Source organism: Bradyrhizobium oligotrophicum, assembly GCF_051168495.1.
GTDB lineage: Bacteria > Pseudomonadota > Alphaproteobacteria > Rhizobiales > Xanthobacteraceae > Bradyrhizobium > Bradyrhizobium oligotrophicum_A.
Map to the genome: position 1 here is coordinate 419,501 of NZ_JBNPVB010000002.1, position 14,578 is coordinate 434,078.

11 protein-coding genes are annotated in these 14,578 nt (G+C 65.8%); 5 read left to right on the top strand and 6 right to left on the bottom strand.

From position 1 onward, the window contains the following. Nucleotides 1-15 precede the first annotated feature (15 nt). The 3 genes from ACQR1B_RS05480 (at nucleotide 16) to ACQR1B_RS05490 (ending at nucleotide 3,233) form a co-directional block, all read left to right on the top strand. Complete coding sequence (locus ACQR1B_RS05480) at nucleotides 16-609, top strand: L,D-transpeptidase (RefSeq protein ID WP_434834303.1); 594 nt, start codon at nucleotides 16-18, stop codon at nucleotides 607-609. 66 nt (nucleotides 610-675) lie between these two features. After that, the gene (locus ACQR1B_RS05485) at nucleotides 676-1,713 is read left to right on the top strand and encodes an amino acid ABC transporter substrate-binding protein (RefSeq protein ID WP_434834302.1); all 1,038 of its coding nucleotides are present in this window, start codon (nucleotides 676-678) and stop codon (nucleotides 1,711-1,713) included. Between the two features lie 1,064 nt (nucleotides 1,714-2,777). After that, complete coding sequence (locus tag ACQR1B_RS05490; protein WP_434834434.1) at nucleotides 2,778-3,233, top strand: fasciclin domain-containing protein; 456 nt, start codon at nucleotides 2,778-2,780, stop codon at nucleotides 3,231-3,233. Nucleotides 3,234-3,444: 211 nt separating this feature from the next. Here ACQR1B_RS05490 and ACQR1B_RS05495 read toward each other — a convergent pair whose 3' ends face one another. Further along, nucleotides 3,445-4,584, bottom strand: a complete 1,140-nt coding sequence (locus ACQR1B_RS05495) for an acyl-CoA dehydrogenase family protein (protein WP_434834301.1) — start codon at nucleotides 4,582-4,584, stop codon at nucleotides 3,445-3,447. 157 nt (nucleotides 4,585-4,741) lie between these two features. Then, nucleotides 4,742-5,926 carry an acyl-CoA dehydrogenase family protein gene (locus ACQR1B_RS05500; protein ID WP_434834300.1) on the bottom strand — a complete coding sequence of 395 codons (1,185 nt, stop codon included), beginning with the start codon at nucleotides 5,924-5,926 and terminating at the stop codon, nucleotides 4,742-4,744. A 159-nt stretch (nucleotides 5,927-6,085) separates the two neighbouring features. Here ACQR1B_RS05500 and ACQR1B_RS05505 point away from each other — a divergent pair, with 159 nt between their 5' ends. Further along, nucleotides 6,086-6,631, top strand: coding sequence for a carboxymuconolactone decarboxylase family protein (locus ACQR1B_RS05505; protein WP_434834299.1), 546 nt, complete (start codon nucleotides 6,086-6,088; stop codon nucleotides 6,629-6,631). A gap of 252 nt (nucleotides 6,632-6,883) precedes the next feature. Here ACQR1B_RS05505 and ACQR1B_RS05510 read toward each other — a convergent pair whose 3' ends face one another. Next, a complete protein-coding gene (locus tag ACQR1B_RS05510) occupies nucleotides 6,884-8,116 on the bottom strand; it encodes an MFS transporter (RefSeq protein ID WP_434834298.1) in 1,233 nt (410 codons plus the stop codon). Nucleotides 8,117-8,324: 208 nt separating this feature from the next. On the opposite strand from ACQR1B_RS05510, the gene ACQR1B_RS05515 reads away from it, so the two are divergent. Next, a complete protein-coding gene (locus ACQR1B_RS05515) occupies nucleotides 8,325-10,391 on the top strand; it encodes a prolyl oligopeptidase family serine peptidase (protein ID WP_434834297.1) in 2,067 nt (688 codons plus the stop codon). A gap of 189 nt (nucleotides 10,392-10,580) precedes the next feature. Here the strand turns inward: ACQR1B_RS05515 and ACQR1B_RS05520 are convergent, their stop codons facing one another. The 3 genes from ACQR1B_RS05520 to ACQR1B_RS05530 are packed head-to-tail and all read right to left on the bottom strand — an operon-like array spanning nucleotide 10,581 to nucleotide 14,246. Beyond that, nucleotides 10,581-10,775, bottom strand: coding sequence for a hypothetical protein (locus tag ACQR1B_RS05520; protein ID WP_434834296.1), 195 nt, complete (start codon nucleotides 10,773-10,775; stop codon nucleotides 10,581-10,583). Beyond that, on the bottom strand, nucleotides 10,772-11,905 hold the full coding sequence (locus ACQR1B_RS05525; protein WP_434834295.1) for a PepSY-associated TM helix domain-containing protein: 1,134 nt from the start codon (nucleotides 11,903-11,905) through the stop codon (nucleotides 10,772-10,774). Before ACQR1B_RS05525 ends, ACQR1B_RS05520 begins: the two co-directional genes overlap by 4 nt. 25 nt (nucleotides 11,906-11,930) lie before the next feature. Next, complete coding sequence (locus ACQR1B_RS05530; protein WP_434834433.1) at nucleotides 11,931-14,246, bottom strand: TonB-dependent siderophore receptor; 2,316 nt, start codon at nucleotides 14,244-14,246, stop codon at nucleotides 11,931-11,933. Between the last annotated feature and the right edge of the window lie 332 nt (nucleotides 14,247-14,578).

Here is a 14,578-nt window from a genome sequence, read left to right on the forward strand (position 1 = left end):
TGAGGAGAGCTTTGAATGCCGAGTTTCCGTCGCCTGCTGTGTGCCACCAGTGCCATCATCGCGCTGGCGCTGTCCGCATCGCACGCTCTTGCACAATCCGAGGACCCCGGCGATCAGCCCGGCCTCGTCGCCGATGACGGCTACGAGCTCGATCCCGAATGGCGCAAGCAGGTGGTCTATTTCCGCACCACGGAGCCGCCGGGCACCATCATCGTGTCCACCTCCGAGCGTCACCTCTATCTGGTTCAGCCCGGCGGCCGTGCCATCCGCTACGGCATCGGCGTCGGCCGTGACGGCTTCCAGTGGCAGGGGCTGCTCTCGATCACCAAGAAAGCCGAGTGGCCGGACTGGACGCCGCCGCCGGAGATGATCCAGCGCCAGCCCTATCTGCCGCGCTTCATGGCGGGCGGGCCCGGCAATCCGCTCGGCGCGCGCGCGATGTATCTGGGCACCACCGTGTACCGCATCCACGGCACCAACCAGCCCTGGACCATCGGCACCAAGATTTCCTCCGGCTGCTTCCGCCTGGTGAATGCCGACGTCGCCGATCTCTACGACCGCGTGCCCGTCGGCACCAAGATCGTGGTGCGACAGAAGCCGGAACTGTGACGGCGGCGCCCCCCGCCGGATGTCCAGCCATCGCTTTGTCCTGACATTTTTCGAAAGAGATTGACCATGCGCACTTTCCGAGGCGGCCTGTTGATCGGGCTCGCCGTCGCCGTCCTCGTGGCGGCGCTCGCCGTCACCTATGAGATGTACGACACCCGCACCCTGAAGCGGACCGTTCGCCGCGGCGAGGTCCTCTGCGGGGTCAACGCCGGCCTGCCCGGCTTCTCGATCCCCGACGACAAGGGCAACTGGACCGGCTTCGACGTCGACTTCTGCCGCGCGGTGGCCGCCGCGATCTTCGACGACCCGAAGAAGGCGAAGTTCGTTCCGCTCGACGCCAATGAGCGCTTCAAGGAGCTGCAGAGCCGCAAGGTCGACATCCTGTCGCGCAACACCACCTGGAGCATGGCGCGCGAGCAGAACTACGACCTGTATTTCCCGGCGGTCGCCTATTATGACGGCCAGGGCTTCATGGTGCCCCGCGCGCGCAAGCTGGAGACCGCGCTCGACCTCAACGGCAGCAAGGTCTGCGTGCAGGATGCGACGACCAACGCGCTCAATGTCGGCGACTACTTCCGCGCCAACAACATGAAGTACGAGGAGGTCAAGCTTGCCAAGCTCGACGACGTCATCAAGGCCTATGACGGCGGCAAGTGCGACACCTTCACCGCCGACGTCTCGCAGCTCTATGCGTTGCGCCTGACCCTGTCGAAGCCCGGCGATCACGACATCCTGCCCGACCTGATCTCGAAGGAGCCGCTGGCGCCGGTGGTGCGGCAGCGCGACGACGACTGGATGATGATCGTGAAGTGGACGCTGTACGCGATGATCAATGCCGAAGAGCTCGGCATCACCTCCAAGAACATCGACGAGGCGCTGAAGTCAAAGAAGCCGGACGTGATGCGGCTGGTCGGCAACGAGGGCAGCTACGGCCAGGACCTCGGCCTGACCAAGGACTGGGCCGCGCGCATCATCCGCCACGTCGGCAATTACGGCGAGGTCTATGAGCGCAACGTCGGCAGCGAATCCAAGCTGAAGATCCCGCGCGGCATGAACCAGCTCTGGAACGCCGGCGGCGTTCAATATGCGCCGCCGATCAGGTAGGCGGCAGATTCCGAGTGTCAGCCTCTCTTCAACTGGCGCAACCCATCTTGCAACACGAACGGTGCACCCTCTCCCCTTGTGGGAGAGGGTGGCTTTCATGCGCAGCATGAAAGCCGGGTGAGGGGTTGCCGCGAACTCGGACCTGAGTGTGAGGCACGAACCCCTCACCCAAGCGAGTTTGTAGTTGACTGCTGTGTAGCCCTCTCCCACAAGGGGAGAGGGCGCATTCATGGGCATCGCGCCTGCTGCACTTCTGGTGTTTGAAGTCGAACAGCCATCAGCCTCGCGACGCCTTTCGCGCCCGAGCTCTGCAAATTCTCAACCCTCTTCAAACAGAGGGCGCAGGGAAGGCCAGGTGCCGACTGGCACCTGCGGCCCGCCTGCGTAAAAAAATGCAGGCGGCAGAACCACAGGCTCAGCCGGAGCATCCCGGCCTTCCCTGCGCGATGGTCTTAACGCTTATGCAGCGCTCTCCCCGGTGTCCGGCTTGTTAGCCACCGTCGCCGGCAGGATCATCATCCCCCGCCAACTTGGCGCCAGCATCGGGGCGCCAGGACCACGCGTCTTCACGTCCGCATCGTAATCGTTCGTCGGCGCGATCAGCTCACGCTGCGATCCGATACGGCCATCGCATCATCAGCCCGACACTCGTGACGACCGCGAAGCGTCCCTCTTGTGGGCCAAGACGGCAGGGAATGTACCGGTGATTTGCCCGACGACCCTACGCCCGTCGGATTGCGACAAATTGGCACGACGGGCACTGCGCCGGCGCAGATCGGGTCATTAGTTCAGCCGATTCATGCGGATCGCGGCCTCCCTATACCGCACGGACGGGCATGCTCACGAGTTCGTGAACGCATCCGAAAATCCATCCAAGCACACCGATCGTAACGAACCTGACCAATCCGGTCAGGGTGATGCGACCTGGACGACAGGGTGAACAAGGGCCGCAAATCCCTTTTGTGCATCAGCCAACTCATCAGTTCAGTTCACAGGGAAAAATTCGAATGACGCTGGGATTTCGTTCGTTCGCGGCCGGCGCGTTGATGCTGGGCGCGCTCTCCATGTCAGCAACGGCGGCTCGCGCCGCCGATATCGTCGACACCGCCGTCGGTGCGGGCCAGTTCACCACGCTGGTCGCTGCCGCCAAGGCGGCGGGCGTCGTGCCGGTGCTGAAGAGCAAGGGGCCCTTCACCGTGTTCGCGCCGACAGACGCCGCGTTCGCCGCGTTGCCGCCGGGCACCGTCGAGGATCTGCTCAAGCCGAAGAACAAGGGCAAGCTCGCCGCGATTCTGAAGTATCACGTCATTCCGGGCGCGGTGAAGGCGGGTGACGTCGCCGGCAAGAAGCTCAACGTCAAGACCGCGCAAGGTCAGGCCGTTGCCGTCGACGGCACCATGTTCGGCGTGCAGGTCAACGACGCGCATGTGGTGCAGGCCGATATCATGGCCTCGAATGGCGTCATCCACGTCATCGACAAGGTGCTGCTGCCGCCGGCAAAGACGGCGACGCATCACTAACAATACGAGAGCGCGTCGTCGATGACGGCGCGCTCTTTGCCGAGGATTCTCTGCCGCGATCTACAAAGACTGTCGTACTCCGCGAAGGCGGGGTACCCAGTACGCCGCGGCTCCTCGATCCGTCACGACTGCCTCGGCGTACTGGATCGTCCGCCTTCGCGGACGATGACAGCTGAGAGTGTCGCGACAGTGCGGCAACAACAGCTTTCGCTCAATACCCCCTCAGCTCCGCCAACTGCGCGGCGTGGTAGTTGGCGTCACCCAGCAATTCCTCGCACACCCGCGCGCGCTTCATGAAGAAGCCGATGTCGAACTGGTCGGTCATGCCCATGCCGCCATGCATCTGCACGCCCTCCTGCACCGCGCGGGTTGCCGTCGCGCCGGCGCGGGCCTTGGCCACGGCCACGGCTGCGGCAGCACCGGCAGGGTCGGCATCGAGGGCCTGCTGCGCCTTCAGTACCGCGGCGCGGGTGATCTCGATCTCGATGTAGAGCTGCGCCGCGCGATGCTGCAGCGCCTGGAATTCGCCGATCGCCTTGCCGAACTGCTTGCGCTCCTTGAGATACGCGACAGTGCGGCTGAACACCTCCTCGCTCAGCCCCACCATCTCCGAGGCGACGGCGCCGCGTCCGAGATCGAGCACGCCGCTCAGCACGGCAGCACCGCCATCGACATCCCCCAGCACGTGATCGGCGTTGACCTCGACAGCGTCAAGCGTGACCCGCGCGGCGTTGTGCGCGTCGACCATGATGGTGCGCTCGATCGCAACGCCCTTGGCCTTGGGATCGACGAGGAACAAGGTCAGGCCGTCGCGCTCACCCGGGGCGCCGGCGCTGCGCGCGACGACCAGCAGCAGATCGGCGACATGGCCATCGACCACCATCGCCTTGGCGCCGGAGAGCTTGAAGCCGTTGCCCGAGCGCACGGCCTGCAGGGCCGTGTGCAACGGCCGATGCTTGGCGCCCTCATCGAGCGCGAGCGCTGATAGCAGCGCGCCGCTCGCGATCTTCGGCAGATATTCCGACTTCTGCGCCGCCGAGCCCGCGCGCGTCAGCGCCGAGGCCGACAACACCGCGGTAGCGAAAAATGGCGACGGCATCAAGGTGCGACCGATCTCCTCCATGACGACGCCGGCCTCGACGGCGCCGAGGCCGGAGCCGCCGTGCTCCTCCGGCACCAGCAGGCCGGCGAAACCCATCTCGGCGAAGGTGGCCCAGAGCTCGCGCGAGAAGCCGGTCTCATCCCGCGAGTCACGCAGCGTACGCAGATGCGCCACCGGCGCGTGATCGGAGATCAGGCCGCGCGCGCTGTCGCGCAGCATGGATTGTTCTTCGGTGAGGAGGAGAGGCATGGGACGATTTCCTTGAAAACTGCGTCTGACCGGTTCGCTCGCGACCCTCATGGTGAGGAGGCGCACTTGCGCCGTCTCGAACCATGAGGCCAATGTCGGGGCCTCATCCTTCGAGACGCGCGCCAAGGGGCGCGCTCCTCAGGATGAGGGTCCTGAACTACGCCCCCGGCAGATCGAGGATGCGCTTGGCGACGATGCCGAGCATGACCTCGGAGGTGCCGCCTTCGATGGAGTTGGCCTTGGTGCGCAGCCAGGCGCGCGGACGGGCGCCTTCGCCGGAGCGTTCGCTCTCCCATTCCAGCGCATTGATCCCGCCTGATGACATCAGCAGTTCGTGGCGGCGCTTGTTGAGCTCGGTGCCGTAATACTTCATCGCCGAGGAGAACGCCGGATGGCCCTGCCCCGCCTTGGCGAGATCGACCATGCGCTCGGCGGCCGCGGCGAGCGCGGCCTCGTCGACGTCGAACGACGCGATCTGCGCCCGTAGCAGCGCATCGTCGAGCTTGCCTTGCGCATCGCTGCCGACCGAGTCGGCCGCGACCTGGCCGAGCGGCCGGCTGCCGCCGCGCTCGCCCATGCCGGAGATCATGGCGCGCTCGTGCTGCAGCAGATATTTCGCGACATCCCAGCCGCGGTTGACGGTGCCGAGCACATGGGCCTTGGGCACGCGGACATTGTCGAAAAAGGTCTCGCAGAACGGCGAGCGGCCGGAGATCAGCAGGATCGGCTTGGTCGTGACGCCCGGCGATGTCATGTCGAACAGGATGAAGCTGATGCCGTCATGCTTCTTCGCCGCGGGATCGGTGCGCACCAGGCAGAAGATCCAGTCGGCGTAGTTGGCGTAGGAGGTCCAGATCTTCTGACCGTTGATGATGTAGTCGTCGCCGTCGCTTTCGGCGCGGGTCTGCAGCGAGGCGAGATCGGAGCCGGCATTCGGCTCGGAATAGCCCTGGCACCAGCGGATGAGACCCGCGGTGATCTTCGGCAGGTGCTCGCGCTTCTGCGCGTCGGTGCCGTATTTCAGCAGCGCCGGCCCCAGCATCGAGATCCCGAACGAGGTGATCGGAGCGCGGGCGCCGATCGCCGCCATCTCCTGGCGCACGATCTTGGCTTCCTCGCCGTCGAGGCCGCCGCCGCCATAGTCTTTCGGCCAGTGCGGCACCGTCCAGCCCTTGTCGCGCATGCGCTCGAACCAGATGCGCTGCGGCTCGGAGGAGAATTTTGCATTGCGGCCGCCCCAGAACGTGTCCTCGTCCGAGGTCATCGGCCGGCGCATCTCCGCCGGACAATTGGCCTCCAGCCAGGCCCTCGTTTCGCGGCGGAATGTGTCGAGATCGGCCATGCCCAGTCCTCGCGCGTTTCCATGATGGCTGTCGTTGGGACGACCTAACCTCAGCGCTTCCTGGAATTCAACATCGATGTCGCCGCATCGGGCTCCGCCCTCGCCTTACCTGGCGTTCTATGGGCATGATGCCGCCGCCTGAAATATGAGGACACGACCATGCGCCTGAAACTTCTTTCGCCTGGCGAAATGAGCGCCGACCAGCGCCAGACCTATGACGAGTCGATCGCCAGCAAGCGCGGCTCGCCGCCGCCGCCGATGATGGCCTGGCTCAACAGCCCGGAGATGGCGCGGCATGCGACCCGGCTCGGCGCCGTCCTGCGCTACGACACGATGTTTCCGGCGGCCTTGTCGGAGATCGCGATCCTGGTGACGGCGCGGCACTGGACCGCGCATTACGAATGGTATGCGCACAAGCGCCTCGCGCTGGCAGGCGGGTTGGACATCAGGATCATCGACGCCATCCGCGACCGCCGCACGCCGGAATTTTCCGATGCCAAGGCGCAGATGATCTACGACGTCGCCAAGTCGCTGCACGAGGGGCATGGCCTGACGGACTCGCTGTATGCGGAGGCCACCGCGCTGCTGAGCGAGCGCGGCGTGGTCGAGATCATCGGCCTGTGCGGCTACTACACGATGGTCTCGATGACGCTGAATGCGTTCGAGTTCGATCTGCCGGAGGGCGAGGTGTCGGAGTTGAAGTGATCAAGAGCAGAGACAACGCTTCTTCCATCACGGTGCCAATTGCTGCGCCCTCTCCCCTTGTGGGAGAGGGCTACACCGCTGACAGCTACAAACTCGCTTGGGTGAGGGATTGGTGCCCCAAGCTCGGGTCTGAGTTCGCGGCAACCCCTCACCCGGCTTTCATGCTGCGCATGAAAGCCACCCTCTCCCACAAGGGGAGAGGGTGCACCGCCCGAGTGGCTCGACGGTGTGTCTTTTCGCAGAGCGAAGCTGCTATCCCCGCTCCGCTCCATCCGCCGTCGCAAGCCTTCGCTTCGACGACCACACCAGCGTCAGCACGCACAGGCCCAGCAGCACCGGCGGAAACACCACGAGGTTGACCGCCGACCAGCCGAAATTGGCGAGCAGCTGTCCCGACGAGAACGAGCCCAGCGCCATCAGGCCGAAGATCAGGAAATCGTTGAAGGCCTGCACCTTGTTGCGTTCGGCCTGCGTATGCGTCTCCAGCACCAGCGCGGAGGCGCCGACGAAGCCGAAATTCCAGCCCACGCCGAGCATCACCAAGGTCGCCCAGAAGTGCATCGCGGTCAGGCCGGACAGGCCGATGATGGCCGCGACCGCCTCCAGCGCGAGTCCGAGCGCCACGATGACGGGCGCGCCGAAGCGCGCGATCAGCGATCCCGTGAAGAAGCTCGGGCCGTACATCGCGACGATGTGCCATTGCAGGCCGAAATTGGAATCCGACACGGTGAGCCCGCACATCTGCATCGCCAGCGGCGCCGAGGTCATCACCAGGTTCATCACCGGATAGGCGATGGTGCCGCACAGGGCCGCCGCAATGAAGCGCGGCTGGCGCACGATCTCGCCGAGCGGCCGGCCGCCATGCAGATCGGCGGCCGCGGGCTTCGGCAGATCGACGCCGGCGACGATGCCCATCGCGACCAGCGCGACCGCGGCCTGCACCAGATAGCTGAAGGCGAACAGATAAGGCTGCCAGACGTCCATGGTCCATTGCACGAGCTGCGGACCGAGCAGACCGGCAAAGATGCCGCCGGCCATCACCCACGACACCGCCTTGGGCCGGAACGCGACGCTGGCGCCGTCGGCCGCCGCGAAGCGGTAGGATTGTGCGACGGCGCCATAGAGGCCGCCGAGGAACGTGGCGAGGCAAAACAGCGCGAACGAGCCGCGCAGAATGGCGAGGCAGCCGAGCAGGCCGGTGAGAACGCCGAAGCCGGTGCCGATCAGGAAGGCCGCGCGGCGGCCGAAGCGGCGCGAGATCGCGCCGGTCGGCAAAGTGCCGGCGGCGAGGCCGACGACGTACATCGAGATCGGCACGGTCGCGAGCCCGACGCTGGGCGCGATGGTGACGCCGACGATCGCACCGGTGGCGAAGATCACGGCCGAATTGGCGCCGGTCAGCGCCTGCGCGGCGGCCAGCCGCGCCACATTACGGCGGGCGCGGGCATCGTCGGAGGTGTCTTCGCTCACGGTCAGGTCGATCATCTCGGGTGTCCGGATGCACGGGCGCGCGCCTGCATCTCGCTTGGTGTGGCCGCACTATTGCGGGAACGGCAAGCCCGAGGCAACCGGCCCGAACGGAGATAAGCCATGCAGCAGGTCTCGCGAGGGAGCGTGATTCGACAGCCCCGGCCGGCGCGGCTAATCAGGCCGACGGTATTCTCGCGTCAAAGCCGCTCGCGGAGCTTGAGCCATGTCAATCGACGATCGCCCGACCCTCGCAGCCCCCGATGACGATCCGTATCTCTGGCTCGAGCAGATCGAGGGCGACCGCGCGCTGGCCTTCGTGGCGGCACAGAACCAGCGCACGCTCGCCGCGTACGGCGATGCCGGCTTCGAACGCGATCGCAACACCCTGGCCGCGATCTTCGACCGGCCCGACAACATCCCGTTCGTCAGCCGGCGCGGCGGGCTGCTGTACAATCAATGGAAGGACGCCGTGCATCCGCGCGGCCTGTGGCGGCGCACGACGATGGATGAGTTCCGCAAGGCCGAGCCGCAATGGGAGGTGCTGCTCGACCTCGACCGGCTCGCCGCCGATGAAGGCGAGGACTGGGCGCTGAACTGGGTCTCGAGCCTGCCGCCCACGCATGAGCGCGCGATGCTGGCATTGTCGCGCGGCGGCAGCGACGCGGTGGTGCTGCGCGAGTTCGATCTCGTGACCAAGCGCTTCGTCGACGGCGGCTTCACGCTAACCGAAGCCAAGGGCAGCGTCGACTGGCTCGATGCGGATACGCTGCTGCTGGCGAGCGCGTTCGGCGAGGGCATGGCGACGCCGTCGGGCTATGCGCGCACCGTGCGGCGATGGCGGCGCGGCCAGCCGGTCGGCGGGGCCGAAATGATCTTCGCCGCCGAGGGCAGCCAATCGACCTGGGTGCATGTCGGGATCGATCGCAGCGTGACGCCTGAGCGGGTGTGGTTCACCGAGGGCCTCGACTTCTTCAACCATCATCTGTGGCTCGGCGACGCGAGCAGCGCGCGCACCAGGCTCGACCTGCCGACCGATTGCTGGATGACGGCGGATGGCGACTGGATGGCGGTCAAGCTGCGCACGCCCTGGACGGTGGGCGAGGTCACCCATCCCGCGGATGTCGTGCTCGGCATCGGGCTGTCGGCCTTTGTTGCGGGCGCGCGCGACGTCGTTCGGCTGTTCGAGCCGGGACCGCGCCGGGCGCTGCAGGGCCTTTATTGGGCCGACGGCCGGCTGGTGCTGTCGATCCTCGACGAGCTCCGGCCGCAGTTCGAGGTGTGGACACCAGCGACGGGCGGCTGGGGCTGCACGAAGCTGCCCGGATTGCCCGAGATCGCGACGGTCGACGTCTGGCGTCTCGACCATGACGAGGCGGAAAGCAATGGCGACCTGCTCGCCAATGTTCAGGATCCGTTGACGCCGTCGGCGCTGCAGCTGATCGAAGGCTTCGGCGCGCCCAATGTGCTGAAGCAGGCGCCGCGCACCTTCACGGCCGAAGGCTTCGTCGTGACGCGGCACGAGGCGATCTCGGTCGACGGCGCACGAATTCCGTATACACAGACCGGGCCGGCAAAGGTGACCGGCGATGCGCCGGTATACATGAGCGCCTACGGCGGGTTCGGCCACAGCATCCGTCCGGCCTACAACGCCGCGCTGGGCAAGCTGTGGCTCGAGCGCGGCGGCACGCTGGTCGAGGCCAATATCCGCGGCGGCGGCGAGTTCGGGACCGCCTGGCACGATGCCGGCCGCTTTGCCGGCAAACGGCTCGCGCATGATGATTTCGCCGCCGTCGCCGCCGATCTCGTCCGCCGCGGCGTCACGGTGCCGAAGCGCATCGCGGCCCAAGGCGGCTCCAATGGCGGCATCCTGATCACCAACATGCTGGTGCGCTATCCCGAGCGGTTCGGCGCGCTGTTCTGCACCATCCCGCTGATCGACATGCGCCGCTACACCAGGCTGCTCGCCGGCGCGAGCTGGATCGCCGAATATGGCGATCCAGACAAGGACGAGGATTGGGGCTGGCTGCAGACATACTCGGCCTATCACATGGCGAAGCCCGGGCAAGCCTATCCGCCGATCCTGATCGCAACGACACGGCGCGACGACCGCGTGCATCCCGGCCACGCCCGCAAGATGACGGCCAAGCTGCAGGCCATGGGCTACGACACTTATTTCTACGAGCCCACCGCCGGCGGCCATGGCTACGGCACCGACAACCGCGAGCGCGCGACCTTCATCACGCTCGGCACGCGGTTCCTGGCGCGGCATGTCGGGCTGGAGATGGGGTGAGCACACTCTCTGTCGTCATTGCGAGGAGCCGAAGGCGACGAAGCAACCCCGGGCCAGGAAGTCAATCTGGATGGCTTCGCTTCGCTCGCAGTGATCGCGCTACGACAGATCGTCTGGGCTGAGAGCCATTCGCGTCTACGAGAATCCGGCCGATCTCCCCGGCCATATCGATGAAGTCAGCGGCCGGCGTCAACGAAAGCGGTCCCGCAGGCCGAACCAGGCAACCACGGCGATGGGCGATCCGACGCCCAGCCAGCACAGGATCTGGCCGGTCAAGCCGAAGCCGAACGCCGCGACCAGGCCGAACGCCGCGATCACAGCGAGCACGAAGGGCGCGCCGAACACGCGGATGACGCTCGGCTTGCGGACGGCCTCGTGGCTCATGCCTCCTGCTCCCTGACGGGCACCGATGAGCGGGCGCGCTGCGGCCGCCTGATGCGCGCGATCCACAGATAAAGCCCGCTGCCGATCACGACGATCGTGAAGACGTCGAGCACGGCCCAGATGATCTTGAGCGGCATGCCGGCGTAGTCGCCGAAATGCAGCGGCTGCGACACGAACAATGCCGTGAGATAGAACGGCAGCTCGGCGGTGTTGGTCAGGTCTCCGGTGGCGCCGTCGAGCAGCACCGGCTTCAACAGCCGCGACGTCAGCGGCTGGTCGCCGCGCATGAACGCCGCGAAATGATGCGCGCTCGCAAACGGCGTCCCGGGAAATGCCACAAACGAAACCGTCATGCCGGGTGCGGCCGCCGTGGCATTCGCCACGACGCGGTCGAGCGAAGCCAGATGCTCCGGCTTGGGCTGCCCTGCATAAGGCGCCACCATCGCGGCAAGCTCGGTGGCCTGCCAGCGCATCAGCATCAACTCGGCCCAGGTGTTGATGACCCCGGTGCCGCCGACCACCACCGCCCAGACCAACGTGGTGCTGCCGATGAGGTTGTGCCAGTCGAGCCACAGCACGCGCGATGACGCCTTGCGGCGCAGGCTGCCGAAATCGAGCCGTCGTGTGAACGGCCAATACAGCACCACGCCCGAGACGATCGCGACCATGAACAGGAGTCCCATCGCACCGAGAAACAGCTTGCCGGGGAGCCCCGCATACATGTCGGTGTGCAGCCGCAACAACACGAGCATCGGCCCGGTGCCGACCGCGCCGGCCACGCTCGCATCGGCCAGGTTGAAGGCAGCCAGCTTGGTCTCGTTGGGCGGACCATCGACCGCATCGCCGGTGTAAGCCGTCACGAGCCCGGGCTCGTCGCGATCCCAGGCGAGATATTGCAGCACCTTGCCCGGGGCATGCGCCAAGGCCGCCTTGGCGATCTCGTCGACGCTGGCCTTTCGCCCATCGGCCGGCAGGGCGCGCGCCTGCGGCGCATAGCCGAGCCATTCGTTGATCTCGTGTTCGAAGATCAGCGGCAGTCCGGTGACGCACAACAGCAGCAGGAAGATGGTCGACATCAGGCTGGTCCACTGATGAACCAGCCGCCAGATCCGAACCGTACGCGCCGTCACGACCTGCGGCTCTCCGTCATCCCGCTCACCATTTGTACGACGCGCTCAGCGTCGCACGGCGCCGGTCGGCGTAGAAGCAGGCGGTCGCACTGCTGCAGCCGGCGACGTAGATCTTGTCGGTGATGTTGCTGACGTTGAGCGCGAAGCGCCAGTTGGCGACTTCGTAATGCAGCGCTGCGTCGCCGACGAAGAACGACGGCACCACCAGCGTGTTCAGATTGTCGGCATATGACCGGCCATTGTAGCGAACACCGCCACTGAACCCGAAGCCGGTGAGCCAGCCGGACTTGAACGTGTAGTCGCCCCAGACCGACGCGATCTCGCTCGGCGTGTTGGTCGGCACCTTGTCGATCAGCGTGGGATCCAGGTCCTTGGTCACGAAGATGCGGAAGTTGGTGTACGAACCCGTCAGCTTCAACTCGGGCGTGATGTTGGCGACCGCCTCGAGCTCGACGCCGCGCGACGTGACCTCGCCCGTCTGCACCGAGAGCAGCACATTGGTCGGATCGGTGGTGAGAACATTCTGCCGCTTCAGGTCGAACACGGAAGCGGCGAAATGGCCGTCCAGGCCGTGCGGCTGGATCTTGACACCGACCTCGGTCTGCTGCCCGGTCTCCGGCGTGTAGAGCTGGCCGGTCGCCGCATTCGTGCCGATCACCGGATTGTAGCTCGTCGCGTAGGAGACGTAAGGCGCAATGCCGACCGCCGTGTTGTAGATGGCGCCGACGCGGCCGCTGAAGCGGCTGTCGTCGCGGCTCAGGCTCGTGCCGATCCGGTTGTTGAGGTCGGTGTCGACCCAATCGTTGCGCCCCGAGAGTACCAGCGTGAGCTGGCCGATCTTCATCTGCTCCTGGCCATAGACGGCCGCCTGCTTCTGGGTGATGGTGCGGTTCAGGAAGACCGTGCTCGGAAACCCGCCATCATAGCCGTAGCTCGGCGCCAGCAGGTTCAGCGACGGCGTCCCGAATGCGAAGGATTGCAGATCGTCGATCCGATAGTGCTTGAGATCGACGCCGACCAGCGCCGTGTGCTGGATGCCGCCGGTGTTGAAGCGATATTCGAGCTGGTTGTCGAGATTGGCCTGGTTGGCGATGTCGTGCGAGAAGCTGTTGAAGCGCGACAGGCTGGCCGTCGCGGCATTGCTGCTGTCATAGCCATTCCCGAGCAACAGCTGCAGCGTGACGTCGTCATGGGCGTAGCGCGCGTTCTGGCGGAACGTCAGGCTGTCGGTCAGGTTCTTCTCGAACTGATAGCCGACCATCTCCTGCTCGCGCGCGAATTTGTCGTTGGCGGGATCGCTGGCGTAGAGCCGGGTCGGAATACGGCCGAAGGGCGCGTCGACCACGGTGCCGGTATAAGGCAGGAAGTTCTGCGGCCGCGTCTCATACTTCGTCGCCGAGGCCAGCACCGTGAACTTGGTGTCGAGATCGGGCTGGTAGGTGACCGACGGCGCGAAGAAATAGGCGTTGTCGGGCGTGAACGCGGTCTGGGTGCCCCCGTTCTTCACCGAGGCGATCAGCCGGTAGGTGAGTTCATGGCTCGGGCCGCTGGCGGCCATGAACGGACCGGTGGAGTCGAAGGTGGTGTAGGCGTTGCCGAATGAGTTGACGCCGACTTCGACGCTGTTGGACGGCGTGGCCGATGGCACCTTGCTGATGGCGTTGATGAGTCCGCCCGGACCGCTACCGCCATAGAGAACGGCCGACGGTCCGCGCAGGATGTCGATCCGCTCCAGACCAGCCGGGTACAGTTTCCAGGTCGCGAAGGCCGTGCTGAACAATTGCAGCCCGTCGGCAAAGAAACCCACATCCTGGGCGTCGAAGCCTCGGATCTTGAACCAATCGTTGCGGACATCGGATCCGAAGGTCTGCGCGCCGACGCCAGGCGCGTAGCGCAGGGCTTCGGCCAGGCTGGCCGGCTTCTGGTCGCGGATCTCCTCCGCTCCGACCACCGAGATGGCCTGCGGCGTCTCCATGATCGGCGTGTTGGTCTTGGTGCCCGTCATCGAGCGGCTGGCCACGTAGCCGTTGATCGGGCCGCGCGGGTCCTGCCCCGCTGTCGGACCGTTTGTAACCGGAGACCTGCTCGCCACGTCCGTTGCGGCGCTGGCGCCTTGCCGCTCGCGGCGGCCGCGCGCGGTCGTGCTCGCCGAGCGGCGGCTTGCCGCAGCCGTCACGGCACGCGCGGCCCGTGGCTTCGGCGCATCGACGGTGACCGCCGGCAGGTCGCTGGGTTTGGCGGCACCGGAATCCGCGCTCTGCGCCGCAGCCCCACCAGTGGTGAGACAGAGCGTGACGATCGACACTGACGCGAGTCCCCATCCCGTCGCTCGCCATCGCATCGTGATCATCGCATCGCCTCGCACGTTAGAATTTGACTAATGAGAGAATGTCTTCTCTCCTCGTCCTCACTCGATTGCAGCGCTGCTTATCATGGTGCACTCGCCGCACAGCCCGGCGGCGGTTTGAATCTCTCTAAGAGAACAGATTGGATTGGCGCGTGTGCGCATCGCGCCACAACGGCGTCGAACCATTTGCGTCGAGAGCCGTCGTTTGTGTACAAACGAGACGGCTCCTTGTCCGGATGTTTCCAGAGGAACTCGTCGCGACTGAAGCAGCCCGTGTGCCGGATTGTCAGAGATCGAGAACCAGCCTCTCCGAAGCACAGCCATCG

Excerpts from the sequence above, each read along its gene's own strand:
- ACQR1B_RS05480 (WP_434834303.1), top strand. The coding sequence starts at position 16 with ATGCCGAGTTTCCGTCGCCTGCTGTGTGCCACCAGTGCCATCATCGCG.
- ACQR1B_RS05485 (WP_434834302.1), top strand. The coding sequence starts at position 676 with ATGCGCACTTTCCGAGGCGGCCTGTTGATCGGGCTCGCCGTCGCCGTC.
- ACQR1B_RS05490 (WP_434834434.1), top strand. The coding sequence starts at position 2,778 with ATGTCAGCAACGGCGGCTCGCGCCGCCGATATCGTCGACACCGCCGTC.
- ACQR1B_RS05495 (WP_434834301.1), bottom strand. The coding sequence starts at position 4,584 with ATGCCTCTCCTCCTCACCGAAGAACAATCCATGCTGCGCGACAGCGCG.
- ACQR1B_RS05500 (WP_434834300.1), bottom strand. The coding sequence starts at position 5,926 with ATGGCCGATCTCGACACATTCCGCCGCGAAACGAGGGCCTGGCTGGAG.
- ACQR1B_RS05505 (WP_434834299.1), top strand. The coding sequence starts at position 6,086 with ATGCGCCTGAAACTTCTTTCGCCTGGCGAAATGAGCGCCGACCAGCGC.
- ACQR1B_RS05510 (WP_434834298.1), bottom strand. The coding sequence starts at position 8,116 with ATGATCGACCTGACCGTGAGCGAAGACACCTCCGACGATGCCCGCGCC.
- ACQR1B_RS05515 (WP_434834297.1), top strand. The coding sequence starts at position 8,325 with ATGTCAATCGACGATCGCCCGACCCTCGCAGCCCCCGATGACGATCCG.
- ACQR1B_RS05520 (WP_434834296.1), bottom strand. The coding sequence starts at position 10,775 with ATGAGCCACGAGGCCGTCCGCAAGCCGAGCGTCATCCGCGTGTTCGGC.
- ACQR1B_RS05530 (WP_434834433.1), bottom strand. The coding sequence starts at position 14,246 with ATGCGATGGCGAGCGACGGGATGGGGACTCGCGTCAGTGTCGATCGTC.